Source organism: Variovorax paradoxus, assembly GCF_024734665.1.
In the GTDB taxonomy this organism is placed as follows: Bacteria; Pseudomonadota; Gammaproteobacteria; order Burkholderiales; family Burkholderiaceae_C; genus Variovorax.
The window spans coordinates 382,406-406,945 of sequence record NZ_CP102931.1; the positions used below are offsets into that span (position 1 = coordinate 382,406).

Annotated in this window: 23 protein-coding genes; 12 read left to right on the plus strand and 11 right to left on the minus strand. The window is 66.5% G+C overall.

Annotation, left to right across the window (positions count from 1 at the left end; genetic code table 11):
* Positions 1 to 2: 2 nt before the first annotated feature.
* The 7 genes from NWF24_RS01785 to NWF24_RS01815 form a co-directional block, all read right to left on the minus strand.
* Positions 3 to 1,385: an FAD-binding oxidoreductase gene (locus tag NWF24_RS01785; protein WP_258352725.1), complete on the minus strand. Its 1,383-nt coding sequence runs from the start codon at positions 1,383 to 1,385 to the stop codon at positions 3 to 5.
* A gap of 9 nt (positions 1,386 to 1,394) precedes the next feature.
* Positions 1,395 to 2,207, minus strand: coding sequence for an ABC transporter permease (locus NWF24_RS01790; protein WP_258352726.1), 813 nt, complete (start codon positions 2,205 to 2,207; stop codon positions 1,395 to 1,397).
* Positions 2,204 to 3,034, minus strand: coding sequence for an ABC transporter ATP-binding protein (locus NWF24_RS01795; RefSeq protein WP_258352727.1), 831 nt, complete (start codon positions 3,032 to 3,034; stop codon positions 2,204 to 2,206). Before NWF24_RS01795 ends, NWF24_RS01790 begins: the two co-directional genes overlap by 4 nt.
* A gap of 16 nt (positions 3,035 to 3,050) precedes the next feature.
* Positions 3,051 to 4,034, minus strand: a complete 984-nt coding sequence (locus NWF24_RS01800; protein WP_258352728.1) for an ABC transporter substrate-binding protein — start codon at positions 4,032 to 4,034, stop codon at positions 3,051 to 3,053.
* A gap of 75 nt (positions 4,035 to 4,109) precedes the next feature.
* The gene (locus tag NWF24_RS01805) at positions 4,110 to 4,973 is read right to left on the minus strand and encodes a creatininase family protein (RefSeq protein WP_258352729.1); all 864 of its coding nucleotides are present in this window, start codon (positions 4,971 to 4,973) and stop codon (positions 4,110 to 4,112) included.
* Between the two features lie 23 nt (positions 4,974 to 4,996).
* A complete protein-coding gene (locus NWF24_RS01810; protein WP_258352730.1) occupies positions 4,997 to 6,265 on the minus strand; it encodes an amidohydrolase family protein in 1,269 nt (422 codons plus the stop codon).
* Positions 6,262 to 6,849 (minus strand): NAD(P)H-dependent oxidoreductase, encoded by a 588-nt coding sequence (locus tag NWF24_RS01815; protein WP_258352731.1) that lies wholly within the window; start codon positions 6,847 to 6,849, stop codon positions 6,262 to 6,264. The genes NWF24_RS01810 and NWF24_RS01815 overlap by 4 nt, the downstream gene beginning before the upstream one ends.
* 328 nt (positions 6,850 to 7,177) lie before the next feature.
* Between NWF24_RS01815 and NWF24_RS01820 the strand changes: the two genes are divergently transcribed.
* The 6 genes from NWF24_RS01820 to NWF24_RS01845 all read left to right on the plus strand — a co-directional run bounded on the left by NWF24_RS01820 (position 7,178) and on the right by NWF24_RS01845 (position 12,916).
* Entirely contained in the window at positions 7,178 to 7,684 is a 507-nt protein-coding gene (locus NWF24_RS01820; RefSeq protein WP_258352732.1) for a Csu type fimbrial protein, read from the plus strand.
* A 19-nt stretch (positions 7,685 to 7,703) separates the two neighbouring features.
* The gene (locus NWF24_RS01825) at positions 7,704 to 8,432 is read left to right on the plus strand and encodes a fimbrial biogenesis chaperone (protein WP_258355221.1); all 729 of its coding nucleotides are present in this window, start codon (positions 7,704 to 7,706) and stop codon (positions 8,430 to 8,432) included.
* Between the two features lie 34 nt (positions 8,433 to 8,466).
* Positions 8,467 to 10,794: a fimbria/pilus outer membrane usher protein gene (locus NWF24_RS01830; RefSeq protein ID WP_258352733.1), complete on the plus strand. Its 2,328-nt coding sequence runs from the start codon at positions 8,467 to 8,469 to the stop codon at positions 10,792 to 10,794.
* Positions 10,791 to 11,810, plus strand: coding sequence for a Csu type fimbrial protein (locus NWF24_RS01835; RefSeq protein WP_258352734.1), 1,020 nt, complete (start codon positions 10,791 to 10,793; stop codon positions 11,808 to 11,810). The genes NWF24_RS01830 and NWF24_RS01835 overlap by 4 nt, the downstream gene beginning before the upstream one ends.
* Positions 11,811 to 11,973: 163 nt before the next feature.
* Positions 11,974 to 12,447: a hypothetical protein gene (locus tag NWF24_RS01840; RefSeq protein ID WP_258352735.1), complete on the plus strand. Its 474-nt coding sequence runs from the start codon at positions 11,974 to 11,976 to the stop codon at positions 12,445 to 12,447.
* A gap of 154 nt (positions 12,448 to 12,601) precedes the next feature.
* Positions 12,602 to 12,916: a hypothetical protein gene (locus NWF24_RS01845; protein WP_258352736.1), complete on the plus strand. Its 315-nt coding sequence runs from the start codon at positions 12,602 to 12,604 to the stop codon at positions 12,914 to 12,916.
* A gap of 26 nt (positions 12,917 to 12,942) precedes the next feature.
* Here NWF24_RS01845 and NWF24_RS01850 read toward each other — a convergent pair whose 3' ends face one another.
* Positions 12,943 to 14,550: a carboxypeptidase regulatory-like domain-containing protein gene (locus NWF24_RS01850; protein ID WP_258352737.1), complete on the minus strand. Its 1,608-nt coding sequence runs from the start codon at positions 14,548 to 14,550 to the stop codon at positions 12,943 to 12,945.
* Between the two features lie 155 nt (positions 14,551 to 14,705).
* Complete coding sequence (locus tag NWF24_RS01855) at positions 14,706 to 15,383, minus strand: TetR/AcrR family transcriptional regulator (RefSeq protein WP_258352738.1); 678 nt, start codon at positions 15,381 to 15,383, stop codon at positions 14,706 to 14,708.
* Positions 15,384 to 15,560: 177 nt separating this feature from the next.
* On the opposite strand from NWF24_RS01855, the gene NWF24_RS01860 reads away from it, so the two are divergent.
* Positions 15,561 to 16,631, plus strand: a complete 1,071-nt coding sequence (locus NWF24_RS01860) for an asparaginase (protein WP_093059858.1) — start codon at positions 15,561 to 15,563, stop codon at positions 16,629 to 16,631.
* Positions 16,632 to 16,700: 69 nt separating this feature from the next.
* Here NWF24_RS01860 and NWF24_RS01865 read toward each other — a convergent pair whose 3' ends face one another.
* Positions 16,701 to 17,519 carry a phosphatase PAP2 family protein gene (locus NWF24_RS01865; protein WP_258352739.1) on the minus strand — a complete coding sequence of 273 codons (819 nt, stop codon included), beginning with the start codon at positions 17,517 to 17,519 and terminating at the stop codon, positions 16,701 to 16,703.
* A gap of 172 nt (positions 17,520 to 17,691) precedes the next feature.
* On the opposite strand from NWF24_RS01865, the gene glyQ reads away from it, so the two are divergent.
* From glyQ to NWF24_RS01890, 5 genes are read left to right on the plus strand one after another with little or no spacing between them, the layout of a single operon-like run.
* The gene (gene glyQ / locus NWF24_RS01870) at positions 17,692 to 18,600 is read left to right on the plus strand and encodes a glycine--tRNA ligase subunit alpha (RefSeq protein WP_258352740.1); all 909 of its coding nucleotides are present in this window, start codon (positions 17,692 to 17,694) and stop codon (positions 18,598 to 18,600) included.
* A 15-nt stretch (positions 18,601 to 18,615) separates the two neighbouring features.
* A complete protein-coding gene (glyS, locus tag NWF24_RS01875; protein WP_258352741.1) occupies positions 18,616 to 20,748 on the plus strand; it encodes a glycine--tRNA ligase subunit beta in 2,133 nt (710 codons plus the stop codon).
* 37 nt (positions 20,749 to 20,785) lie between these two features.
* Positions 20,786 to 21,364, plus strand: a complete 579-nt coding sequence (gene gmhB / locus NWF24_RS01880; RefSeq protein ID WP_093059864.1) for a D-glycero-beta-D-manno-heptose 1,7-bisphosphate 7-phosphatase — start codon at positions 20,786 to 20,788, stop codon at positions 21,362 to 21,364.
* Positions 21,364 to 22,134, plus strand: coding sequence for a lysophospholipid acyltransferase family protein (locus tag NWF24_RS01885; protein ID WP_093059866.1), 771 nt, complete (start codon positions 21,364 to 21,366; stop codon positions 22,132 to 22,134). The genes gmhB and NWF24_RS01885 overlap by 1 nt, the downstream gene beginning before the upstream one ends.
* Before the next feature lie 41 nt (positions 22,135 to 22,175).
* On the plus strand, positions 22,176 to 23,114 hold the full coding sequence (locus NWF24_RS01890; protein ID WP_258355222.1) for a M48 family metallopeptidase: 939 nt from the start codon (positions 22,176 to 22,178) through the stop codon (positions 23,112 to 23,114).
* Between the two features lie 608 nt (positions 23,115 to 23,722).
* On the opposite strand, the gene NWF24_RS01895 is transcribed toward NWF24_RS01890, so the two are convergent.
* Positions 23,723 to 24,493: an SDR family oxidoreductase gene (locus tag NWF24_RS01895; RefSeq protein WP_093056769.1), complete on the minus strand. Its 771-nt coding sequence runs from the start codon at positions 24,491 to 24,493 to the stop codon at positions 23,723 to 23,725.
* Between the last annotated feature and the right edge of the window lie 47 nt (positions 24,494 to 24,540).

Here is a 24,540-nt window from a genome sequence, read left to right on the forward strand (position 1 = left end):
TCTCAGGCCGCTGGCGCAGCCTTCACCGGCCAGTCGCGCAGCTTGCCCGGGTTCAGCAGGCCCATCGGATCGAAGCGTTTCTTCACCGCGATGACTTCGGGCGGCAACGGTCCGCCGGCCTTGCCGTCTTCCACGATGTTCACGTGCGGGTTGTTGATGTGCACGTCGTGCTCGCGATGGATGCGGATGATCTCGTTCAGCCGCTCCTCGGTGCTGAAGCGCACCAGCTGCAGCCCGCTGCAGGTCATGAGCCCCGCCACGTTGCGCAGGAACTCGATGTGCATCATCACCTCGCCGCCCAGCAGCCTTTCCATCTCGATGACCTGTTCGACGTGCTTGCCGGGGATGAACCCGCTCTGCAGGTAGGTCAGCGTCGGGTCGATCTTCAGCGCGTGCAGCGTTGTGTGGTTCCAGGTGAACTCCATCAGCGTGCGGTTGCTCTTCTGCACCTCGTCCGCCGTCTTGCGGTAGCTCACGGTGCCGCCGTGCGCTTCCACCAGCAGCATCATCGCGGGCTCGTTCGATTCGGCCACCAGCGACAGCACCGTGTGGCAGCCCTTCGGCAGGTGCGCGGCCAGCTGCGCGAGGTGATCGGAGATCGGCGCGGCAAAGAACGAGATGCCGCGCTTGATGATGCCCGGCGCATGCGCCAGTTTGTCCGCGAAGTTCAGCGCGCTCTCGAAGTCGTCGAAAGTCACCAGCGTTTCGAGCCACGGATGTGCGGGCGCCAGCGCGATCTCCAGCTCCAGCACGAGGCCGTTGGTACCCCACAGGTGGTGCATGCGCATCGCCTCGGCGCCGCGCAGCTCGATCACCTGCGGCTCGGCCTCGATGGTCATCGCGCGAATGCCGAGCACATTGCCGGGCGCGCCCAGCGGCCCATAGTTGATCGAGCCCACGCCGCCGAAGCCGCCGCCGAACAGGCCGCCCAGCGTCGCACTGCGGTAGGTCGAGGGCACGCAGCGCATCTCCTGCCCCGTGGGCTTCGTCTGCTTTTCCAGTTCGCCCAGGCGGATGCCGGCCTGCGCGCGCGCCACGCCGGGCCGCACCCACAGGCAGGTGTTGTAGCCCGTCATGTCGAGCACCACGCCACCGGCCAGCGGCGTGGTCTGGCCGTAGTTGCCGGTGCCGCTGCCGCGGATGGTGATCGGCACGCAGCGGCGCGCGCAGGCGCCGACCACCGCGCGAATCTCTTCCTCGGTGCGCGGGCGCACGACCACGTCGGCGCGCTTGTCTTTCAGCTGGCGCGTGAGCACGGGGCTGAACCACGAGAAGTCTTGCGAGAGCCGCGTGACGCGGCTTTCATCGGTGATCCAGTCGAGATCGGGCAGTTCGAGCAGCAACTGCTCGATGGCGCTGTCGAGCGTGAGGGTGGGAGCATTCATGGTCAAGGTTCAATCCTGGGAAAGTTCGCTCGCATGCCACGAGCCCAGCGCCAGCTTGGTCAGCCAGGCCATCAGCACGAAGAGCGCAACACCGGTCAGAGAGATCAGCAGCAGGGCCGCGAACATGCGCGGAATGTTCAGCTGGAAGCCCGCCTGCAAAATCTGGTACGCCAGCCCCGCGCCCGAGCCACCCGTGCCGGCAACGAACTCCGCCACCACCGCACCAATCAGCGCGAGGCCGCTTGAGATGCGCAGTCCACCGAAGAAGTACGGCAGCGCGCTAGGAATGCGCAAGCGCACCAGCTGCTGCCAGCGCGTCGCGCGGTTCAGCTTGAAGTAGCTCTGCAGGTCGGGATCGATGCTGCGCAGGCCGAGCGTGGTGTTGCTGATGATCGGGAACAGCGCCACCAGCGCCGCGCACACCGTCATGGCCGCCACCGGGTTCTTCACCCAGATGATGATCAGCGGTGCCACCGCCACGATGGGCGTGACCTGCAGCAGAACCGCGTACGGAAAGAGCGCGGTCTCGATGCGCTTGCTCTGCACGAACAGGAACGAGATCAGCACCCCCGCCACCGTGGCCAGCAGGAACGACAGCACCGTGATCTTCAGCGTGACCAGCAGCGCATTGCCCAGCGGCGCCCAGTCGGTCACCAGCGTCTGCATCATCAGATAGGGCGAGGGCACCAGGTAGGGCGGCAGCTCCATCGCCACCACCATCCATTGCCACAGCGCGACCAGCACCACGCCGATCAACACCGGGTAGAGCACGCGCTGCACGCGCGGCTGGTTCAGCAGGGGCGTTGCTTTCGCTTTCGTCATCGCGCGGGCTCCTCGTCGGCGCTGCTGGCGCGCAGCAGGCTGTCCTGCAGCCGCTTGGCGTAGCGCGCGAACTCGGGCGTCACCATGAAGTCGGCGCTGCGCGGATAAGGTTCGTCGATGTGGAACTCTTCCACCACGCGGCCCGGCCGCGCGGCCATCATCACCACGCGGCTCGACAGGAACACCGCCTCGTGAATCGAGTGCGTCACGAAGATCACCGTGAGCTTCTTCTTGCGCCACAGCTCCAGCAGATCGGCATCGAGCTTGTGGCGCGTGATTTCGTCGAGCGCGCCGAAAGGCTCGTCCATCAACAGCAGGTCGGGCTGCGTGACGAGGCCGCGCGCAATCGACACGCGCATCTGCATGCCGCCAGAGAGCGCGCGCGGCAGCGCATCGGCAAACTTCTCGAGCCCCACCAGCGCAAGCGATTCCATCACCCGCGCATCGGCCTCCTTGCGCGGCACGCCGGCCAGGTCAAGCGGCAGGCGCACGTTGGTCCGCACGCTGGCCCAAGGCATCAGCGTGGGCGACTGGAACACGAACGACAGCTTGTGCGGGCAATCGTGAAGCTGCGCCACGGGCCTGCGCCACACCAGCAGCCTGCCGTCGCTGGGTTCGAGCATGCCCGCCACCATCTTCAGCAGCGTGCTCTTGCCGCAGCCCGAGGGGCCCAGCAGCGTGACGAATTCGCCCTCGGCGATCGACAGGTCCACCGGCAGCAACGCCTGCGTGCCGTTGGGGTAGGTCTTCTCGGCCGAGAGCACTTCCACCGCGGGCACGGCAGGCGCCGTTGGCGGCGCGAGGGTGTGAGGTTCGATGCGATTCATGAAAGGCTGAGGCTCGTCAGGGCAGGACTTTGGCGTCTTTCACGAACTCGGTCGTGTAGGTCTTGGCGAGCTCCACCTTGGCCGGGTCGAGCAGCTTCGCGGTCACGAGGAAGTCGTAGCTTGCCTTGGAGCGTGCATCCGTCATCACGCCGATGCCGAGCTTGGCCGCGTCGCCGCCGGTGACCATGCCCATCTCCTTGAGCTTGGCCACGCTGTAGGCCAGCTGGTCGTCGGTCATGTTGGGGTTGTCTTTCTTGATGAGCGCGTTGGCGGGCGCCGGGTCGGCGAGGTAGCTCTTCCAGCCCTCGGCCGAGGCCTTCACGAACGCGGCGACCTGCTTGCTGCGCTCCTTCACCGTCTTCTCCATGCACGACACGGTGGTCGCGTACGCGGGGAAGCCGTGGTCGCTGAACATCAGCACCGTGCTCTTCACGCCTGCCTTCTGGATGGCGTAGGGCTCGGAGGTCAGGTAGCCCTGCTGCGCGGTGTTCTTGTCCGCCACGAAGGGCTGGATGTTGAAGGTGTAGGGGCGCGTTTGTTCGTCGGTGAAGCCGAACTTGGCCTTCAGCCACGGCCAGTAGCCGCGCTGGGCCTGCGCACCGATGAGCAGCGTCTTGCCCTTCAGGTCCTCGAACTTCTTCACGTCGTCGTGCGCGATCAGCACCTGCGGATCTTTCTGGAAGAAGGCCGCCACGTTGACCACCGGCACGCCGCCTTCGCGCACCTGCATCATCTGGATGTCGCTCGAACCCATGATGCAGTCGGCCTGCCCGGCAGCCATCATTTGCGTGATGTTGACCTGCGGTCCGCCCATCTTGATGGTCACGTCGAGGCCGTACTTCTTGTAGATGCCCTGCGCCACTGCCTGGTAGAAGCCGCCGTGCTCGGCCTGCGCGTACCAGTTGGTCATGTAGGTGAACTTGTCCTCGGCCTGCGCGGGCGCGGCGGCGAGGAAGGCGATGGCGGCGGCGCCGGCCAGGGACAGTGCGAAGGAGCGCATGGGAGACCTCTCGTAGGCTGGGTGAAGTGAAGAAAAGGCGAAGTAGTCGATGCAAGAAGCAGGCTCAGGCCCATCTCAGGCCGGTTCGAAGCTCTGCTGGATGAAGCCCTGCTGATGGCCGCGCTCCCAGGTGGCTTCTTCGCGCACGACCCAGCGCAGCGCGTAAAGCTCGGTCAGTGCCTGCACCCAGCTGTCGGAGAGCGTGTCGAGAATGGCTTCGCCCTGTTCGCGCGTGGCCGTGGTCGGGTCGCCGATCACGCCGCTGGGGCCGAAGTCGCGCGCGGTCCATGCGCAGGCCGGGCGGCCATCGGCCGACAGCAGCTTGATCGGGAAGGGCGGCGGAAAGTTGGCGACCGCGCGCTCCATGTGCACCGTGTCGGGCGCGAGCGCGAGCATCAGCGCGGTTTCTGAATGGCCGGCGTGCATCGCGAGCTTTTTCTCCTGCTCGCTCACCTGTTTGCTCGCAGCGCTCGGCAGGCGCGACACGCCATGCGGCACCACCACGAAGTCGCCGTGGCGCAGGCGCAGTTCGCGCGCCGCCATTTCCAGCACCTGTGGCTGGCCACCGTGGCCGTTGGCGAACAGCAGCTTGCGAAAGCCCGAGCGATACACCGACTCGCCGATCTCGATCACCGTCGACAGCAGCGTGGTGCCCGTGAGCGTCATGGTGCCGGGAAAGTGCAGATGCTCTTCCGACTTGCCATACGTGATGGTCGGCAGCGCGAAGGCGCGCACCTCGGCGGGCAGCTTTTCCAGTGCCTTGCCCATCACGCCCGAGCAGATCACGCTGTCGACCGAGCACGGCAGGTGCGGCCCGTGCTGCTCGATGGCGCCGCAGGGCAGCACGATGACGGTGTTCTCGCGGTCGGGCAGCGCGGCGATTTCGGTCCAGCTCAGGTAGGGCAGGAAGCGGTGGGGCGGGATGTAGCCGTGGAGCATGGGAATCCTTGTGCGTTCGTTCGTTACCGGGGAAGGAAGGGCGTTGCGTCGCCGTGCGTCACGCGGCCATCGCGCAGCACCACGCGGGTGGCGGTGCGCGAGGGCCAGCCATGGCGGTCGGCCTGCGTGAACAGCACCAGGTCGGCGGCACGGCCGACCAGCGTGGGCGTGGCGGGCGTGGGTGCGCGCTGCAGCCAGTCGCCGCGGCACAGTGCCTGCGACCAGGTGTCGAAGGGCTCGTCGAGCTGCGCCACCAGCGCGGCCGTGCCCAGCGCTTCCACGGGGTCGAAGCTGCCGAGCCGGCAGAAGGGGTCTTGCACGTTGTCGCTGGCAAACAGCAGCGGAATGCCGCGCTCGCGGGCTTCCTTCACCAGCGTGATGCCGCGCTGGCGCGGCGTGCGGCCAGTGACGGCGTCCTGCAGCAGCAGGTTGGTGGCGGGCAGCGAGACAACCGTGATCGGCGCGCGCGCCACCGCATCGAGCGTGGCGAAGGCCTGCGCCTCGGGCTGGGCGGCGAGCGCGCAGATGTGTCCGCAGACCACGCGGCCTTCGTAGCCGATCTCGCGCAGGATGCGCGCCGTGGTCTGCAGGCCGACCGCCGAGGAGTTGAGTTCTTCGTCGACGTGCAGATCGATGTCGAGGTCACAGGTCTGCGCCGACACCAGCAGGTTGCGCAGCGCGTTCTCGCTCCAGTTGGTGGAGTGCACGAAGCCGCCGAGCAGCGCGTGCGGCCCGGTAGCTTTCACCTGTTTCGCGAGCCGCATCGCCTGCGCGGCGTCTTCGAACAGCGGCAGCTTGATGAGGCTCACCTGTTCGAGCCGCACCCTGCCGGCCCATTCCTGCGCCAGTTCGGCCATCACGGGCCAGGCCATCGGCACCGAGTCGGGCTCCCACCAGTCGACATGCGTGCGCAGGTGCGTGGTGCCGCATTCCCAGGCCCATTGCAGGCCGCGCGAGGCGCGCTCGCGCACGTCGTCGGGCGTCCAGTGCACGCGGTCGGCCAGCATCGCGTCGATGGCGCCGAGCAGGCCGGGCTGCACCTGTTTCATGCGCGGCAGGGTGAAAGCCTTGTCGAGATGGGTGTGGGCGTCGACGAAGCCGGGCAGGGCCAGCGTGCCGGCGAGGTTCCAGGCCGACGGCGGCGCTGCGGCTGTGGCGGGTTGCACCGATTGCACGCGGCCGGCTTCGAGCGCAATGCACGCCAGCACGGGCACGCCGTCGCGCAACGGCCAGTCCGTGGGCAGCAGCCAGCGTGGCAGCCGCACGTTGTCGAGGAGCGAGGGCGCGTTCATGCGAAACGCGCCATGGCTTGCCCCACGCGCGCCATGAAGCGCTTGAGCTGGAGCTCGGTCGCGATGTTCATGTGGTAGTGGGCGTGGTAGTCCACCTTCGCGCGTTGTCCGGTCAGCCGCTTCATGTACCGCGTGACGATCTTGCGCGGCGGATCGCCCATGTACATCGCCATCCAGCGCGGCCGGCCGTAGGTGACGACAGCGCTGATGCGTTTGATGTGCGTGAGCATCGGCTTCACGTTTGCCGGGTCGCTGATGTCGAAGGCCACGCCCGGCATGAAGAGCCGGTCGAAGTAGCCCTTGAGCATCGCCGGCAGGCCGAAGCACCAGGTCGGAAAGCAGAAAACGATGCCCTCGGCCCATTGCAGCCGATCCACGTAAGGCTTCAGCGGGAGTTGGTTGGCCGGCACGTCGTGGTAGCCCAGCCGCTCCTCGCGCGACAGCACCGGGTTGAAGCCCTCGGCGTAAAGGTCGCAGTCGTCCACCTCGTGCCCGGCGGCGCGCAGGTTCTTCAGCACCTCCTGGTGCAGGGCGGCGTGGAAGCTGGTTTCGACCGGGTGGCAGTAGACGACGAGCACGCGCATGGTGTGTTTGACCGCTTAATCAGAGCAAGTGGTCAGGTTATGCAAGCGACGTGCCAGTGCGGGTGCACCGGTTTGGGGAGGCGTGGTGGGCGGGCGACGCGACGCCTGGAAAACCCGCGCTAGCGGGCCTGAATTTCGTAACAAAAGTCACGGAAGTCTGCAAAAACGCAACGAGAAGAGCACAGCTCCTACGCTTTACGTAACACTCTCACACCCTTTCTTCTAATTGTTAACTAAAATTCACACTTCCAAGGTTGTGAACTTTGGACTTCATTTCCCGTTCGATTCACCAAGAGTTCCGTCTTACTTACATCTGTAGGCATTCCTCATGAAAAAACCTTCCCTTATCGTTGCCGCCGTCCTTGCAGCCATGGCCACCAGCGCGGCGGTAGCCGCAACGGCCACCTCCACGTTTCAGGTCCTCATTACCGTGACCAAGGCCTGCTCGGTCACGGCAGGTGCGGCATCGAACATCGATTTCGGCTCGGTCGCTTCCACCGCCACCGCTCTGTCCGCCAGCAACAACATCAGTGTGACCTGCTCCAAGTCGACGCCCTACAACATCGGCCTGCTGCCCTCGAACAACAACACCACTGGCGCCGGCGTGATGAGCCCCGTCGTGGCGGGCCCTGACACCATCGCCTACCAACTGCGCTCGGTGAGCGCCACCGGTCCGATCTGGGGCAACACCGCCACGCCCGTCGCGGTCGGCAATGGCGTGGCCGGCACCGGCACCGGCGCGGCTCAGACGATCCCCGTGTGGGCCACGGTCGCGAGCGTCAACGTGACGCCTGGCGCCTACCTCGACACCGTGACCGTCCAGGTCAACTACTGATCGATTGCCTGGGTTGCCCGTGCACCGCTTGCTTCGCTACACCTTTGCCCTCGCGTTTGCCCTGGCTCACGCGGTCGCTTCGGCGAGCGGGCTGCAGGTTTCTCCGGTCACGCTGACGCTTCAGGCCACGCAGAACGCCGATGGTCTCTGGCTCAGCAATACCGGTGACGACGTGGTGCACGCCCAGGTGCGGGTCTATCAGTGGTCGCAGGAGAACGGAGCCGAAAAGCTGACGCCCTCGCGCGAACTCCTCGTGAGCCCGCCGATGGTGCAGCTGGCCCCGTCCGAGCGACAGCTGATCCGCGTCATCCGCACCGGCGTTCCTGCCGGCGCGGCCGAGAACTCGTACCGGGTCATCATCGATGAGCTGCCGGTCGAGATGAAGGAAAAGAAGGGCCTGCAGCTCGTGCTGCGCTATTCGGTGCCCATCTTCATCGCCGCCGCTGGCGCGCAACCGACCGCGCCCCAACTCGCTTGGTCGCTGCGCCGCGAAGGCAGCCAGGCGGTGCTCGAAGTCGCCAACGGCGGCGGGATGCACGCCCAGCTTGCCGATCTGGATTTTGTCGATACCGCCGGCCGGCGCACCGCAGTGCATGCCGGCTTGATGGGCTACGTCCTGCCGGGTGCGAGCATGCGTTGGCCCTTGAAGACACCCGCGGAAGCCTTTGCTGGCGGCGGCGTTCTGGAAACGAAGATCAATGGCAACGCGACGCAGGAAAAAATCCCGCCGCTTCAACGCGTCCGCTGAGCGCCTGTTGCCACTGCTGCTGCTTCCCGGTCTGATGCCATTTGCTGCTCAGGCCGAGAACGCCGCAGCCGACTCGAGCTCATGGCTGGTCGCGTCCGCCGCGGAAAGCGACCTTACCGGCACGAACGGCAGCGACCTCTATCTGGAGCTGAGCCTCAACGGTAACCCCCAGGGGCTGGTGCATTTCGGCCTGCGCGGCCAGGAGCTCTGGGCCAGCGCCACCACGCTGCGGCAACTGGGCTTCATCCTGCCGGCGGACGCGTCCGATCCTGTGCGGCTCAAGAGCCTTCCCGGGGTCCAGGTGTCGTACGACACCGCAAGGCAGAGCCTTTCAATCAATGCCTCCGACGACGTGCTGCGCCTGCCCAGGACTGTGGTCAACACGTCGACGGTCGTCTCGCCGAAGGCCAGCGCCTCGCCCGGCCTGCTGCTCAACTACGACCTCTATGGCACGCAGGGCCGGGGCAACAACTCCACCCTCAACGCGCTCGCCGAAGTACGCGCGTTCAGCGGAACCAGCGTGTTCAGCAGCACGATGATGTCGCGCGCGACCCGCGTCGACAGCGAAGGCTGGCAGCACGATTCGGTCCGGCTCGACACCACCTGGAGCCAGTCGTTCCCCGACGACATGCTGACGCTGCGCGTGGGCGACACCACCACCGCATCTTTGCCGTGGTCGCGCTCCACCCGGATCGGCGGCATCCAGCTTTCGCGCAATTTTTCGCTGCAACCCTATCGCACCACCACCCCGCTGCCGGCGTTCCTGGGGTCGGCCACGCTGCCTTCGCAGGTGGAGCTCTACATCAACGGCCTGCGCCAATACACCGGCCAGGTCCCGGCGGGGCCCTTCCAGCTCAACACGGTTCCGAGCATCAACGGCGCGGGCAACGCCCAGGTGGTTCTCACCGACGCCTTCGGCCGTGCCACGACACTCGATTTCTCGCTGTACGACACGCAGCGGCTGCTGGGGGAGGGCCTGTCCGACTGGTCCGTCGATCTCGGCGTGGTGCGCAAGAACTACGGCCTGCGCTCGAACGACTACGGCAGCGACCCCGCCGCCACCGGCGTCTGGCGCTACGGCGTGAGCAACAGCTTCACGCTGGAGGCGCACGGCGAGGCCACCAGGGGGCTGGTCAAGGGCGGCGTCGGCGGCGCATGGCTGCTCGGGCAGAGCGGCGTGTTCACTGGCGCCGTGGCGCGCAGCAGCTATCGCGGGGAGGGGGGCTCGCTGCTCAGCATGGGCTACAGCTGGCGCGACAACCAGTTCAATTTCGCGGTCGAGGGCACGCGCACGCGCGGCGAGTACCGCGACGTCGCATCCCTGTACGGCAGCGCGCCGCCGAGCGGTTCGGGCCGGGCGTCGATCGGCTACACCACCAAGGACTTCGGCAGCTTCGGCCTCAGCTACCTCTATCTGCGCTATCCGGCGCAGGAGGCGACGCGCTTGGCCAGTGTCTATTGGTTCAGGGCGATCGGATCCAGTGCCTCGATGAACGTGAGCCTCAACCAGAACCTGGACAACCGCCGGGAACGCAGCCTTTTCGTCGGCTTTACCTGGGCGCTGGACGGCAAGGTCACGGCCAGCGCCGGCATCCAGCGCGACCGCGGCCAGACCGTCTACACCGCCGATGCGCAGAGCTCCATGCCGGGCGACGGCGGCATCGGCTGGCGCGCCGGCCTGCGCCAGGGCGGCGGCCAGAACGGCGGACAGGCCGAGATCGACTACCTGGGCCGCTACGGCCGCGCCATGGCCGGCATCAGCGTGCTCGGCGACAACCGTTACGCCTACGCCGGCGCCACCGGTTCGATCGCGTTCATGGGCGGCCAGCCCTTCGCGGCCCGGCGCATCGACGACGCCTTCGCGGTGGTCTCCACCGACGGCATTGCCGGCGTGCCTGTGAGGCTGGAGAACCGGGACATCGGCACCACGGACGACAAGGGCATGCTGCTGGTGGCGCCGCTGCGGTCCTACCAGAGCAACCAGCTGTCCATCGATCCGATGCAGTTGCCCGCCGACGTGAAGATCGAGCGCGTGAAAACGGTCGCCACGCCGAGCGACCGCTCCGGCACGATGGTGCGATTCGGCATCACGCCGGTCAGCGCGGCCGCGCTGCTGCTGGTGGACGAGGCGGGCAAGCCCCTGCCGCTGGGCAGCCGCGTGCGCGCCAATGGGCAGGATGGCGAGCCGGCGCTGGTCGGCTTCGATGGCGCGGTGTATCTCGAATCGCTCCAGGCCCACAACACGCTCGATGTGCAGACGCCCGGCGGCGCCTGCCGGACCAGCTTCGACTATCGCAAGGACGGCGTGGCAATCCCGCAGATCGGGCCGCTGCGCTGCGCCAGGGAGGCCAAGACGCCATGAGTCTTCTGACCAGTACTTTGCGCGCCCTGCGCCTGCCTCTGTTCTGCGCACTGCTGTGGCTGCTGTCGGCGGGCAGCGCGCAGGCGTCAATCAATTGCACCGCGACGATGACGGCCGTGGCTTTCGGCACGGTCGACCTGGTCGCCGGCGGCACGCCCACGCCCGCCACCGCCACGCTGAGCTACACCTGCACCAAGACCGGCAACACCAACACTACCGAGTACGCGAGGGTCTGCTTCAACATCGGCGATGGCAACGAAGGTCTCACGAACTTCAATCCGCGCGTCATGAAGAGCGGCGCGGGCGACTCCTTGAAGTTCCAGCTCTACCAGGGGACGACCAGCACGATCTGGGGCTCGAGCGGCAACGCCGCGGTGCCGAACCCGTACACCATCAACATCGCCATTCCTGCCCGGTCCACCACCTCCTCGGGAAGCACCACGATGCGAGGGGAGCTGATTGCCCTGCAGACCACCGTGCCTCCGGGCGCGTACCAGGACAACTTCGCCGGAATCCATACCTCGATCACGCTGACGTCGAGCACGAACGCCCCGCCGACGACATGCGGCACGGCGGTGGCGGACCAGTTCGCCTTCATCGTCAGCGCGACCATCGCCAAGAGCTGCCTGGTCACGGCCGATCCACTGAACTTCGGCTCCGTCGCGGGCCTCCCGGGCGGGGCCAACATCGACCAGATCAGCACCATCAACGTCACCTGCACGACGCCCACGGCCTACACGGTCGCGCTGACGCCATCCAACAACGCGACCACCGGTGCAGGGGCGATGACGCCGACCGGAGGCGTGCCCGGCAACATCGACACGGTGGCCTACCGGCTCTACAGCAATGCCGCCCGCACGAGTCCCTGGGGCGGCGTCACGGGAACCAACACCGTCGCGGGCACGGGCACCGGCCAGGTCCAGGCGTTGACCTTGTATGGCCGCGTTCTGGGCGCCAGCGTCAACGTGCGGCCGGACAGCTACCTGGACGTCGTGACGGTCGGCGTGACTTACTGAGCTGCGCCGGCGGCTGTACCGACACGGAAAAGCCTGCTGGCAAATTGCAGGCAATGCGCGAAGAATAGCGCCCGGACTACCTTCATTTTCCCGAGACTCTGCCGATAAACCGGGTTGGGCATCGATGCGATGCCTCCCATCCAGGTTGCGAGGAGGAGTTCCCATGTCCGGAAACAGGCGCTTTGCAAGGGCGGCTGCGCTGCAATCACCGCGAACGGTGCCACCGCTGGCCGCCGTCGGCGTGCTGCTGCTCTTGCTGCCACTGCCGCTGCAGCTCAGTTCCGCGGAGCCGACGCGCGGCACGAACAGCGCCACGGGCTGGTTCAACCTGACGATGGTCGTTCTTCCGACCTTCAAGGTGCTCGAGATCACGCCTGTGAAGGGTGGGCATGAGTACCGCGTCTGGACCAACATGAAGTCGGTGCTCATCAAGGGGCGCGAGTACCGGTTCGACAAGATCGGAGAAACGACGTTCATGGTGGCTGGCACCGATGCCGATGGCCGCGACAGCCTCGCCCCCGCCTGGCGCGGCGCGATCGGTGCTATGGCGGTGACCACTGGCGGCGCTGCGCCGCAGGCCGCAACCGCTCCGGCCGGCGACGGCAGCAACGCGACGCGGGTGACGGTGACTTACTAGGGGCCTTGCCCTGAATGTCGCCTTCGGGGGTCCAGAAGGACCGTCGAGAAAAAAGCCGCCTGAGCCCTGCACTTCTTCCCGTTTCCGCCGATATCCGGAGGTCGGGCGCCGATGCAGCGCCCAAAGCTCATGTTCTTCGGACGGATCGGGCCTTATGACGGGAAATTGGCTTCAATCGGCGCGCTGTGCGCTGGCCGCGTCGTTGCTGCTCGCGCCGATGCTGTGTGTAGCGGAGAGCGGCTTCGGCAGCAATTCCGCGACGGCGCGGGTGCGCATCACAGTGGTCGTGCTGCCGGTGTTCCGCGTGCTGCAAGTCACACCGACCGCCGAGGGGTATGACTACCGCGTCTGGACCAACATGAAGTCGATCATGCTCGACGGGCGCGAGTACCGCTTTGCGCGCGTCGGCGAGAACACGCTGCGCGTGCCTACAGCGCCGGGCGACACCTGGGTCGTGTACGGGCTGTAGGACGGGCGCGTGCTCGCGCCGTCGCGTCAGTTGCAATACTGCGCGTTGCCGCTCGTATCGAGCGACACCGGCGGATCGGCCAGGAACTGCTGCACTGGAACGATCGACGCATTGCAGGCTTCGTCCGTTCGCACGTCGAAGACATGCCAGTAGTCCGTGCTGTTGCTTTCACCGGCGGGCGGCGAAAAAACCGTCTGCGCCCCCCGGTTGCTCACCTCGACCCGCGCAGGAGAGCCGGTCTGTCCCGGATCGAAGGTGCCGGAGAAGTTGCGGATGTAGAAGCGGTAGGTGCGGTTCTTGGCCAGCTTGGCAAAGGTCGTCACTTCGGGGCCGAAGCTGTCCACGTCGTCCACGTCGAGCGCGATGAAAGGCGCGGCCGCGAGGCTGCCCTTGTCGCTGTAGTAGACGTGTTCGTCGGCGTTGGCGCCCAGCGTGTGCGAGTCGAGGTCACGCGGGCGCTCGCCCCAAGTCAGCTTGATCGACAGCGCGGAGCGCGTGAGTTCGAGGCAGCTGCCCAGCGGCACGTCCTCGTCCGCGACGTTCACCGTCGGCGCATTGGAGATCTCGCTGGCGGTGGTGGCGACCACGAAGGCCGAACTGGTGCGCTTCACGGCCACCGAGAACTCGCCGTTCGCATTGGTCAGCGCAGTTGCCTGGCCGGTGTACGACTTGCCTTCGGAAGCCACCAGTGCGCCTGCGACTCGCGCACCCGTCGCATCCTGCACGCAGCCATTGATTCGCACGGTGTTGTAGATCTGGTCCGCGTTCCAGGTGGTGAAGTGCGTCACCGTGCCTTCGTAGTACTGGTTGGGCGCGGTGCCTTGCAGCGTGGCCGAGCCTTCCTGCACCCACAGCCCCGTGGCCGTGTTGTAGAAGAACAGCGGCACCGACGGCGGCAGCGTGCCGGCGCGCGAGGACGGGGCGATACGCACCGTCGCGCTGGAACCCGCGGCCAGGTTCAGCGGCGTGCCGTCGGCATCCGTGAAGCTGGCGTCGAGCGCGCCGAAGCTCTCCATCGGCGCGCTGCCGCCGTCCGTGGCGGCGAGGTAGTTGCCGGGCATCACGTTGACGTCGCTGGCCGGCGCGATGGGCGTCACCCGTGCGGTCACCAGTCCGCTGGGCGCGCTGCCGTCGGGGCGGCGAAGCGAGTTGGCGCTCAGGCGGACCATCGCGGTCGAGCCCGGAACGACAACGTCGTGCGCCGATTGCCCGTCGAAGGTCTCGGTCACCGCCACGGGCAGCATCGGCACGTTGACGACTGTCGATGCGCCCGAGCCGCTCAGCGCGGCCGTGGCCCGGCTCTGCGGCACCATGCCGGCCTTCGAGAAGCTCAGCAGCACCGACGCATTCGGCGGAATCTCGGCGAGCGAGTAGCTGCCGTCGTCACCCGTGACGGCGGAGACGCCGGCGGCCGTGACCGTGACCTGCGCGACGCCCTGGCCGTCGAGTGCATTCGTCACGCGGCCGCTGACCTTCGCGTTGGTCTGCTGCTGCGGCGGTGGTGGAGGCGGTGGCGGCGGTGCGTTCTGGTCGGGTGGGGGCAGGGTGACGAAGCCCGCGCCTCCGTCGCTTCCGCCGCAGGCCACCAGTGCCGCTGCTGCCGCGAGCGCGGCAAAAAACATCCTCGTTTTCATGATCCCTCTCTCCTTTGTGTTCGTGATTCGCCGCAACCGGACAACCCGGGCAGCGAGCGTGCGAAGGTAGGCGCGCAGGCGCGGCGTCGCCAGTGCCGAAAGTCACCGCGTCGCAGGAGTAAGAAGAAAGGATTGGCCCAGACAGGGCCGCTTGCTCAGGCCTTGATGCCGCAGCCGTTCAGCACGAAGCTCACGAGCTCGCGCGCGATCGGTTCGCGATCGATGGGCGCGTCAGGCGGCAGGCCGAGCATCACGCGCGTCTGGATCGCGTAGTCGGCATAGCTCTGGGTCATGGCCCAGATGTGCATCAGCAGGATGCGCGCGTCGAGCGGGCGCATCAGCCCGCGCGCGATCCAGCCGTTGATGATGTCCACCTTCTTCTGCGTCCAGGCCCGCGCGTTGGGCCAGTAGCGGTCGAGGTTGCGGCCGCCGTCGAGGATCTCGCGCGTGAAGATGCGCGACATCTCGGGGCTGTCGATGGCGTGGTCGAGCTTCTTGCGGATGTAGTCGCCGAGCACCGTGGCAGGGTCGCTCGCGTCCTCGAACGAGAACACCACCTTCCACGCATGCAGCACCTGCATCAGCAGCTCTTCGTAGAGCTCTTCCTTGCCGGCGATGTAGTAGTGCAGCTGGGGCTTGGTGAGGCCGGCGCGCGCCGCGATGGCCTGGGTCGAGGTGCCCTTCAGGCCATGCAGGCTGAACTCGGCGACCGCCGCAGTGCGGATCGCCGCCATGATGCGTTCGCGCCCCGGCCGCGCGCGCGACAGCGGGCCGTCGGGGGCGGGCATTTCCTGGGCGGTTGAAACGGGGAGGGCGGCGGGATCGGCGTTCATGATGGCGGTGGGCGGCAGGGCGCGCGGTCGATGGTAATACCTCGCCCTTTTTCGGGCCGTCCCGGCTCTCGTGCATGACCGCATGCCATGCCGGCATGGGCAGGCAGGGCATGCGGGCACGGTTCATGTATCTTCCTCGCCGCCCCGAAAAATTCCACCTCAACACAGGAGTTCTCCATGTACCTCTCTCCCCGTTTCCGTGCCTTCGCGGCCGGCGCCGCATTGCTGGCTGCTAGCGCGCTTGCGCAGGCGCAGCAGGCACTGCCCAACGTGGTGATCCTCGCCACCGGCGGCACCATTGCCGGGGCCGGCGCCTCGGCCGTCAACAGCGCGACCTACGCGGCCGCCAAGGTTGGTGTCGAGAAGCTGATCGCCGGCCTGCCGGAGCTCTCCAAGGTGGCCAACGTGCGCGGCGAACAGGTGTTCCAGGTCGCATCGGAAAGCCTGACCAACGACAACCTGCTGACGCTGGCCAAGCGCGTCTCGGCGCTGTCGAAGCAAGCGGACGTGGACGGCATCGTCATCACCCACGGTACCGACACGCTCGAAGAAACCGCCTACTTCCTGACCCTGACCGTGCACACCAACAAGCCGATCGTCGTGGTCGGCTCGATGCGTCCGGGCACCGCGCTGTCGGCCGACGGCGCGCTCAACCTGTACGACGCCGTGAACGTGGCGGGCAGCAAGGACGCAATGGGCAAGGGCGTGCTGGTGACGATGAACGACAACATCGACAGCGGCCGCGACGTGAGCAAGAACGTCAACATCAAGACCAATGCGTTCTCCAGCCAGTGGGGCCCGCTGGGCATGATCGTCGAGGGCAAGAACTACTGGTTCCGCGCACCGGTCAAGCGCCACACCATGAACTCGGAATTCGACATCGACAGCATCACCGCGCTGCCGCCGGTCGAGATCGCAATGGGCTACGAGGGCGTGTCGTCGGTGGCCATCGACGCCATTGCCAAGAGCGGCGCCAAGGCGCTGATCCACGGCGGCACGGGCAATGGCTCGGTGGCCGACCGCATCGTTCCGAACCTGCAGAAGGCGCGTTCCGACGGCGTGATCGTGATTCGCAGCGCGCGCGTGCCCGACGGCTTCGTCATTCGCAATGCCGAGCAGCCCGACGACAAGTACGACTGGGTGGTGGCGCACGACCTGCGCCCGCAGAAGGCGCGCATCCTGGCCATGGTGGCTCTCACCAAGACCAACAACACCAAGGAACTGCAGCGCATCTTCTGGGAGTACTGATCTCCCTTGGGGTGCCTTCGGCGCCCTTCCCGGATCGGGCCGCAGCGGTGAAAGCCGTTGCGGCCTTTTTCATGGGCGACCTGTACCTCGATGGTGCCGTGCGTACTCGATGCTCGCGATGCAGATCGCCAGCCAGGCGCCGCCCGAGCACAGCCCCGCGAGCACGTCGCTCGGAAAGTGCGCCCGCACGAAGATGCGGCTGCAGGCCACGGTGGCGACCACGGCCGTTGCCGCCATCACCGACGGAACCCGCCAGCGCGGCGGCAGCATGCGCAGCCCCAGGTAGCCCAGCATGCCGTAGAGCACCATCGAGCCCGAGCTGTGGCCGCTCGGAAATGAATAGCCCGACACCTGCGCGAAGCCGAAGTCGTGCACCGGCCGCGCGCGCTCGAAGATGAGCTTGAGCACGTGGTTCAGCACCCCGTTACCGGCGATGGCCGCGACCCAGCCGGCCGCGAAGCCGCGGTGCCCGCGAAGCCACAGCGCCACTGCCAGGCCAGCACACAGCAGCACCGCGACGATAGGGTCGGCCATGTGGGTGAGCCACGAGAACACCTCCCGCACGCCCGACGGCGTGTGCATGCCCACGGCGCGGCTGATCGTTTCGTCCAGCAGGCCCATGGGCCGGCCGTCGCCCAGGCCTTCCGCCACTTCGGCGAACACCCAGGCCAGCGCGATCACCGCCGCCGCGCCGATGGCCAGTCCGCCGAACAGCAGCCCGGCGCCCGGCTCGGGCTGCGCCGCATGCCGGCGCCGCAGGTGCTCGAAGCCCCAGGCCGCGAGGCCGGCGGCCGCGGTCAGCGCGACGAGAAGAATCAGGAATCCGGGCCAGGCCTGGGCGCCGAGGCGCTCTCCCAGGGCGATCAATGCGGCATCTTCAACGGGCATGGGCGGAGCAGGCGGACGGCAGGGGCAGGCGAATCACGGCGTATCGACGAGGGTTCCAAAAGGGGAGGCCGAGCATAGCGGCCAGTTCCTGACCGCCCGCTGCCTCGTAAAATAGCCGGTTCGTTGCGCCGCGGGTTCTTCTCCCACCGGGCGGCCGCCTTCACGCAGAGCCATGCTGACCTTCCAACAAATCATTCTCAAACTGCAGTCGTACTGGGCCGACAAGGGCTGTGCGCTGCTGCAACCGTACGACATGGAAGTGGGCGCGGGCACCTCGCACACCGCCACCTTCCTGCGCGCGCTCGGCCCCGAACCCTGGAAAGCCGCCTACGTGCAGCCCAGCCGCCGCCCCAAGGACGGCCGCTACGGCGAGAACCCCAACCGCTTGCAGCACTACTACCAGTACCAGGTCGTGCTGAAGCCGGCGCCTTCCAACATCCTCGAGCTCTACCTCGGCAGCCTCGAAGCCCTGGGCTTCGACCTGAAGAAGAATGACATCCGCTTCGTGGAAGACGACTGGGAGAACCCTACGCTCGGCGCCTGGGGCCTGGGCTGGGAGGTGTGGCTCAACGGCATGGAGGTGACGCAGTTCACCTACTTCCAGCAGGTCGGCGGCATCGACTGCAAGCCCATCACCGGCGAAATCACCTACGGCCTGGAGCGCCTGGCGATGTACCTGCAGCAAAAAGAAAGCATCTACGAACTGGAGTGGGCGCCCGGCGTGACCTACGGCGACGTCTATCACCAGAACGAAGTCGAACAGTCTGCCTACAACTTCGAGCACAGCGACGCCGAGTTCCTGTTCACCGCCTTCAACGCGCACGAAAAGCAGGCCAAGCACCTCATGACCGAGCAGCTCGCGTTGCCGGCCTACGAGCAGGTGCTGAAGGCCGCGCACAGCTTCAACCTGCTGGACGCGCGCGGCGCAATCAGCGTGACCGAGCGCGCTGCCTACATCGGCCGCATCCGCAACCTGGCGCGCAGCGTGGCGCAGAGCTACTACGACAGCCGCGAGCGCCTGGGCTTCCCGATGGCGCCGCGCGAATGGGTCGCGCAGATCCCCCCGAAGAAGGCCGCCTGAGCGATGACGACCCCCATGAACAAGAACTCCCTGCTGGTCGAACTGTTTGTCGAAGAACTGCCGCCGAAGGCACTGAAGAAGCTCGGCGATGCTTTCGCGGGCGTGCTGCGCGAACAACTGGTGGCGCAAGGTCTGGCCGAAGCCGGCTCGGTGCTCACCGCCTACGCCTCGCCGCGCCGCCTGGCCGCGCACCTCACGCACGTGGCCGAGCGCGCCGCCGACAAGGCCGTGTCGCAAAAACTCATGCCCGTGGCAGTGGGCCTCGACGCCTCGGGCCAGCCCACGCCCGCGCTGCTCAAGCGCCTGGGTGCGCTCGGCGCCGACGTCTCGGCCGTGCCCGGCCTGAAGCGCGCGATGGACGGCAAGGCCGAAGCCCTTTTCTACGAAAGCACCGCCAAGGGCGCCATGCTGGCCGAAGGCTTGCAGAAGGCGCTGGCCGAGGCGATTGCCAAGCTGCCGATTCCCAAGGTCATGAGCTACCAGCTCGAAAGCGGCTGCGAGCTGCCGGGCTGGAGCAGCGTGAGCTTCGTGCGTCCCGCGCACGGCCTCGTGGCGCTGTATGGCGACACCGTGGTGCCCATCGAGGCGCTGGGCCTGAAGGCCGGCCGCGAAACGCATGGCCATCGCTTCGAGGCGGCGGTCGATCCGGTCGTGCTGCGCGATGCCAACAGCTATGCGCTGCAGATGCAGGAAGACGGCGCCGTCATCGCGAGCTTCGAGGCGCGCCGCGCCGAAATCGCGCGCCAGCTTGCAGCGGCCGCGGTGAAGGTCGGTGGCGGCTCCGTGCCCATCCACGACGACGCGCTGCTCGACGAGGTTACTGCGCTGGTCGAGCGCCCCAACGTGCTGGTCTGCAGCTTCGAACGCGAGTTCCTCGAAGTGCCGCAAGAGTGCCTGATCCTCACGATGAAGGCCAACCAGAAGTACTTTCCGCTGCTCGACGTGTCGAGCAAGCTCACCAACAAGTTCCTGGTCGTCAGCAACATCAGCCCCGCTGACGCGAGCGCGGTCATCGAAGGCAACGAGCGCGTGGTGCGCCCTCGTCTGGCCGATGCCAAGTTCTTCTTCGACCAGGACCGCAAGAAATCGCTGGCCTCGCGCGTCGAGTCGCTGGGCAAGGTGGTCTATCACAACAAGCTGGGCACGCAGGGCGAGCGCGTGGAGCGCGTGATGCGCATCGCGCGCGGCATTGCAGAGAAGATCGGCGACACCGCGCTGGCCGCGCACGCCACGCAAGCAGCACAGCTCGCCAAGGCCGACCTCGTGACCGACATGGTCGGCGAGTTCCCCGAGCTGCAGGGCACCATGGGCCGCTACTACGCGCTGCACGACGGGCTCGACGCATCGGTGGCCGACGCCATCGAAGACCACTACAAGCCGCGCTTTGCCGGCGACGAGCTTCCGCGCAACAGCGTGGGCCTCGTGGTCGCGCTGGCCGACAAACTTGAAACGCTGGTCGGCATGTTCGGCATCGGCAACCTGCCCACCGGCGACCGCGACCCGTTCGCGCTGCGCCGCCACGCGCTGGGCGTGATCCGCATGCTGATCGAGAAAGACCTGTCGCTGGGCCTCGACGCGCTGCTGCAGGACACTGCCGCGCAGTTCAGCGGCATCGCCGGTTTCGAAAGCAGCCGCGCAACGGGCGAACTGCAGGACTTCATCCTCGATCGCCTCGCCGGCAGCCTGCGCGAGCAGGGCGCCAGCGCACAGGAGGTCGACGCTGTGCTGGCCCCGCGCCCGCAGCGCCTGGGCGAAGTGCCCAAGTTGCTGGCCGCGGTGCGCGCCTTTGCCGCCTTGCCCGCCGCCGCCGCGCTGGCCGCTGCGAACAAGCGCATCGGCAACATCCTCAAGAAGGCCCCCGAAGCCGACGCGCACGTCAGCGAGCTGCTGCTGCAGGAGCCGGCCGAAAAGGCGCTGCACGCAGCCATGGCGCAGGTCGTGCCCGCTGCCAACGCACAGTTCGAAGCCGGCGACTACACCGCCTCGCTGCAGACGCTGGCCGCGCTGCGCGAGCCGGTCGACGCCTTCTTCGACGGCGTGATGGTCAACGCCGAACAGGCCGACCTCCGGCTCAACCGCCTGGGCCTGCTGATGTCGCTGCACACCGCGATGAACCGCGTGGCGCAGCTCGAACGGCTGGCTGTCTGAGCTCATTCACGACGCCTCCCCCAGGAGCGGCACCACCATGAAACTCGTCATCCTCGACCGCAACGGCACGATCAACGTGCACCGCGAAGACTTCGTGAAGAGCGACATCGAGTGGACGCCGCTGCCCGGTGCGCTCGAAGCCGTGGCGCGGCTCAACCATGCGGGCTGGCACGTGGTGATTGCATCCAACCAGTCGGGGCTGGGCCGGGGGCTGTTCGACATGGCCTCGCTCAACGCGATGCACGCCAAGATGCACAAGATGCTCGCGGCCGTGGGCGGCAAGGTCGATGCGGTGTTCTATTGCCCGCACAGTCCCGACGAGGGTTGTGAGTGCCGCAAGCCCAGGCCCGGCCTGTTCCTGCAGATCGGCGACCGCTACGGCATCGACCTCAAGGGCACCCCGACCTGCGGCGACAGCCTGCGCGACCTGCAGGCGGGCGCGGCTGCAGGCTGCGAGCCGCACCTGCTGCTCACGGGCATGGGCGCGGCTTGCCGCGGCGTCGATCCGTTGCCTTCCGAATACCCGGCGAACACGTTGGTTCACGACGATCTCGCCGCTTTTGTCGACTTTCTGCTCGCGCGCGAAGCGCGGGCCGCACTGCAGGTGGCTGTCTGATGGCGTTTTTCCGTTCCGTTCTCCACGCGTTGTGGATGCTCGTCACCGTGATCCCCTGGGGCATCATCATGTGCGTCAGCTCGCTCTGGAAGCGCGGCATTCCGCTCTACTGGATGGCCGAGCAATGGCTCAGCTGGGCCATTGGCGGCGCGCGCGTGCTGCTGGGCATCAAGACCCGCGTGAGCGGCATGGAGAACCTGCCGACCGACAAGCTTGCCGGCGCGGTGCTGCTGGTGAAGCACCAATCCACGCTCGAGACCTTCCTGATGCCCACGCTGATGCCGCACCCGCTGGCCTACGTGTTCAAGAAGGAGCTGATCTACATCCCCTTCTTCGGCTGGGCGATGGCGCGGCTGGACATGATCCACATCGATCGCAGCCAGCGTGCGCAGGCTTTCAACAAGGTGGTGAACCAGGGCCGCAAGCTGCTCGCACAGGGCATCTGGATCATCATGTTCCCCGAGGGCACGCGCATTCCGCGCGGGCAGAAGGGCACCTACAAGAGCGGCGGCACGCGGCTCGCGTGCGAGACCGGCGTGCCGGTGATTCCCATTGCCGTGACCTCGGCCAAGGTGTGGCCGCGCAAGGCCTTCATCAAGCGCCCGGGCGTGGTCGACGTGTCCATCGGCCCGGCGATCCCGAGCGTGGGCCGCAAGCCTGACGAGTTGATGCGCGAGGTCGAGGCCTGGATCGAGGCCGAGATGCGCCGTCTCGACCCCGAGGCGTATGTCGACAGCCCTCTGCAGCCCACGCAAGAAGCGGTGAGCTGAAGAGGAAAAGAGAGCCCGTCATGGGATTGCTTCGGTTCACGATGGATCTTTTCGAGGGGCTGGGCAGCGAGTTCGCTCCGCCAGCGCCCGCACCGGAGCGGCCACGCAGGGTGAAGAAGCCGAAGCCGGTGGCACCGCCGACCGCGCCTTTGGCTCCGCCCGCACCCGTCGACCTCAATGCGCCACCCGCGGTGCCGTTGGCCGATACGCTGACGCTTGCGAACTTCGCGCATCCGCAGGCCACGCGCGAAGTGGTGCTCGGCTCTGCACGCGTGGCCTATGAATTCAAGCGCGGCAAGCGCAAGACGATCGGCTTTCTCGTCGGGGCCGAAGGGCTGTCGGTACGCGCGCCGCGCTGGGTGGCGCTGCGCGATGTCGATGCGGCTATCCATGAAAAGTCGGACTGGATCCTGCGCAAGCTGACGGAAACGCAGCAGCGCCATGCGCGCGTCGAGGCCACTCGCATCGAGTGGAAGGATGGGGCCGGGTTTCCATTCCTGGGCGAGCCGGTTGTGATGCGGCTTGATCCGAAGCATGGCTTTGCGAGTGTTGGCGGCACGCTTGACGACGCTGTTGAAGAAGGTGGGCCGCGGGTGCTGCGGCTGGCTGTGGCGCAGAACGCCGAGCCTTCGCAGATTCGTGATGCGGCGCAGGCCTGGTTGATGCGGCAGGCGCGCAAGTTGTTTATCGAGCGGTTGGATCACTTTGCGCCGTTGCTTGGGGTGCAGTGGCAGAAGTTGTCGCTGTCGAATGCTTCTACGCGCTGGGGTAGCGCCAGTGCTGATGGGTCGATTCGGCTGAATTGGCGGTTGATTCACTTTCGGTTGCCGGTGATCGACTATGTTGTTGCGCATGAGTTGGCGCATCTGCGGGTTATGGATCACTCGCATCGGTTTTGGGAGACCGTTGAGAGTGTTGTGCCTGACTACGACTTGCTGCGGCGGCAACTGAAGGATGAAGCGGTTCCTCGCTGGGGCTGAATTTGTCGTTGGTATGGGTTTGCTTTCCGGGGCCGGGACTCGCCCCGGCGGGCGACCTACTTTTCTTTGCTTCGCCAAAGAAAAGTAGGCAAAAGAAAGGCGACCCCACTGTCTGCGACCCCTTCGCGTAGCGAAGGGGCAACCTGCGGTGCTCGCGTTTCGCGGGGTCTCGCCCAAACTCGCTTCGCTCAGACAAGGGCGAGCCCTGATCCGCGAAACGCTGCGCTCCTCGGCGCAGCCAGAGGGGGTTGGATACAACACGGGCCTTTGCTTCGCTCGGCCACGGGGCCACTGCAGGCGCGTAGCGCCTGCAGTGGTTGGAGTTGGCTGTTGGATGTTCGAGAGCCGAGCGCAGCGATGGCTCGTTCGGTTCCCCAATCCCTTCTGGCTGCGCCGAGGAGTGCAGACGTAGACGGGATCAGGGCCGCAGCTGTTTGAGCGAAGCGAGTTCTGCGGCCCCCCTCCGGAGTCGAGCACCGCAGGTTGCCCGTAGCGAAGCGGAGGGGCGCAGACAGTAGGGTCGCCTTTTCTTTGGCTACTTTCTTTTGGCGAAGCAAAAGAAAGTAGCTCGCTCGCCGGGGCGAGACCCGGCCCCGGAAAGAGAAAACTCAACGAGCGTGAGTAACCCCCCCATCCACAACCAACGTAGACCCCATCACATAGTCCCCTGCACGCGAGGCCAAGTAGATAGCCGCCCCAGCCATATCTTCAGGCACCCCGATGCGCCCAGCCGGAATCCGCCCCTTCACCTCATCCCCATGGTCCCGCGCCAACTTGTTCATGTCAGAAGCAAACGCACCAGGCGCAATAGCACTAACCACGATCCGATCCTGCGCCAACCGCAGCGCCATCCGCCGAGTCAACTGAATCAGCCCAGCCTTGCTCGCCGCATACGAATAAGTCTCCTGCGGATTCACCGAAATCCCGTCGATAGAAGCGATGTTGATCACCTTCGCCAGATGGTCCGTCGCAGCCTTCTTCAGCATCGGAGTCAACGCCTTGGTCAAAAAGAACGGCGTCTTCAGATTCAGATCAACCACCTTGTCCCATCCACTCTCGGGAAACTCTTCATAAGGTGCCCCCCAGGCAGCACCGGCGTTGTTCACCAGAATGTCCAGCGAACCTTCGTGCTTCGAATAGGCATCGACCAGCGCCTGCGCACCTTCGAGCGTCGACACGTCTGCAGGCAGCGAGACGCAATGACCAAAGGCCGACAGCTCCTTCGCCGTCTCGTCGCAGGCCGCGGCCTTGCGAGCCGAGATGTACACGCGTGCGCCCTGGGCCAGGAAGCCCTCGGCGATCATGCGGCCGATGCCGCGCGAGCCGCCGGTGATCAGCGCCGTGCGGCCCTTCAGCGAAAAGAGTTGGGTGGTGTCCATGGTGCGGGTGTCTCCTGAATGAAAGATCGGCAATGCAAGTTCAGGAA

Excerpts from the sequence above, each read along its gene's own strand:
- NWF24_RS01785 (WP_258352725.1), bottom strand. The coding sequence starts at position 1,385 with ATGAATGCTCCCACCCTCACGCTCGACAGCGCCATCGAGCAGTTGCTG.
- NWF24_RS01790 (WP_258352726.1), bottom strand. The coding sequence starts at position 2,207 with ATGACGAAAGCGAAAGCAACGCCCCTGCTGAACCAGCCGCGCGTGCAG.
- NWF24_RS01795 (WP_258352727.1), bottom strand. The coding sequence starts at position 3,034 with ATGAATCGCATCGAACCTCACACCCTCGCGCCGCCAACGGCGCCTGCC.
- NWF24_RS01800 (WP_258352728.1), bottom strand. The coding sequence starts at position 4,034 with ATGCGCTCCTTCGCACTGTCCCTGGCCGGCGCCGCCGCCATCGCCTTC.
- NWF24_RS01805 (WP_258352729.1), bottom strand. The coding sequence starts at position 4,973 with ATGCTCCACGGCTACATCCCGCCCCACCGCTTCCTGCCCTACCTGAGC.
- NWF24_RS01810 (WP_258352730.1), bottom strand. The coding sequence starts at position 6,265 with ATGAACGCGCCCTCGCTCCTCGACAACGTGCGGCTGCCACGCTGGCTG.
- NWF24_RS01815 (WP_258352731.1), bottom strand. The coding sequence starts at position 6,849 with ATGCGCGTGCTCGTCGTCTACTGCCACCCGGTCGAAACCAGCTTCCAC.
- NWF24_RS01820 (WP_258352732.1), top strand. The coding sequence starts at position 7,178 with ATGAAAAAACCTTCCCTTATCGTTGCCGCCGTCCTTGCAGCCATGGCC.
- NWF24_RS01830 (WP_258352733.1), top strand. The coding sequence starts at position 8,467 with ATGCCATTTGCTGCTCAGGCCGAGAACGCCGCAGCCGACTCGAGCTCA.
- NWF24_RS01835 (WP_258352734.1), top strand. The coding sequence starts at position 10,791 with ATGAGTCTTCTGACCAGTACTTTGCGCGCCCTGCGCCTGCCTCTGTTC.
- NWF24_RS01840 (WP_258352735.1), top strand. The coding sequence starts at position 11,974 with ATGTCCGGAAACAGGCGCTTTGCAAGGGCGGCTGCGCTGCAATCACCG.
- NWF24_RS01845 (WP_258352736.1), top strand. The coding sequence starts at position 12,602 with ATGACGGGAAATTGGCTTCAATCGGCGCGCTGTGCGCTGGCCGCGTCG.
- NWF24_RS01850 (WP_258352737.1), bottom strand. The coding sequence starts at position 14,550 with ATGAAAACGAGGATGTTTTTTGCCGCGCTCGCGGCAGCAGCGGCACTG.
- NWF24_RS01855 (WP_258352738.1), bottom strand. The coding sequence starts at position 15,383 with ATGAACGCCGATCCCGCCGCCCTCCCCGTTTCAACCGCCCAGGAAATG.
- NWF24_RS01860 (WP_093059858.1), top strand. The coding sequence starts at position 15,561 with ATGTACCTCTCTCCCCGTTTCCGTGCCTTCGCGGCCGGCGCCGCATTG.
- NWF24_RS01865 (WP_258352739.1), bottom strand. The coding sequence starts at position 17,519 with ATGCCCGTTGAAGATGCCGCATTGATCGCCCTGGGAGAGCGCCTCGGC.
- glyQ (WP_258352740.1), top strand. The coding sequence starts at position 17,692 with ATGCTGACCTTCCAACAAATCATTCTCAAACTGCAGTCGTACTGGGCC.
- glyS (WP_258352741.1), top strand. The coding sequence starts at position 18,616 with ATGAACAAGAACTCCCTGCTGGTCGAACTGTTTGTCGAAGAACTGCCG.
- gmhB (WP_093059864.1), top strand. The coding sequence starts at position 20,786 with ATGAAACTCGTCATCCTCGACCGCAACGGCACGATCAACGTGCACCGC.
- NWF24_RS01885 (WP_093059866.1), top strand. The coding sequence starts at position 21,364 with ATGGCGTTTTTCCGTTCCGTTCTCCACGCGTTGTGGATGCTCGTCACC.
- NWF24_RS01890 (WP_258355222.1), top strand. The coding sequence starts at position 22,176 with ATGGATCTTTTCGAGGGGCTGGGCAGCGAGTTCGCTCCGCCAGCGCCC.
- NWF24_RS01895 (WP_093056769.1), bottom strand. The coding sequence starts at position 24,493 with ATGGACACCACCCAACTCTTTTCGCTGAAGGGCCGCACGGCGCTGATC.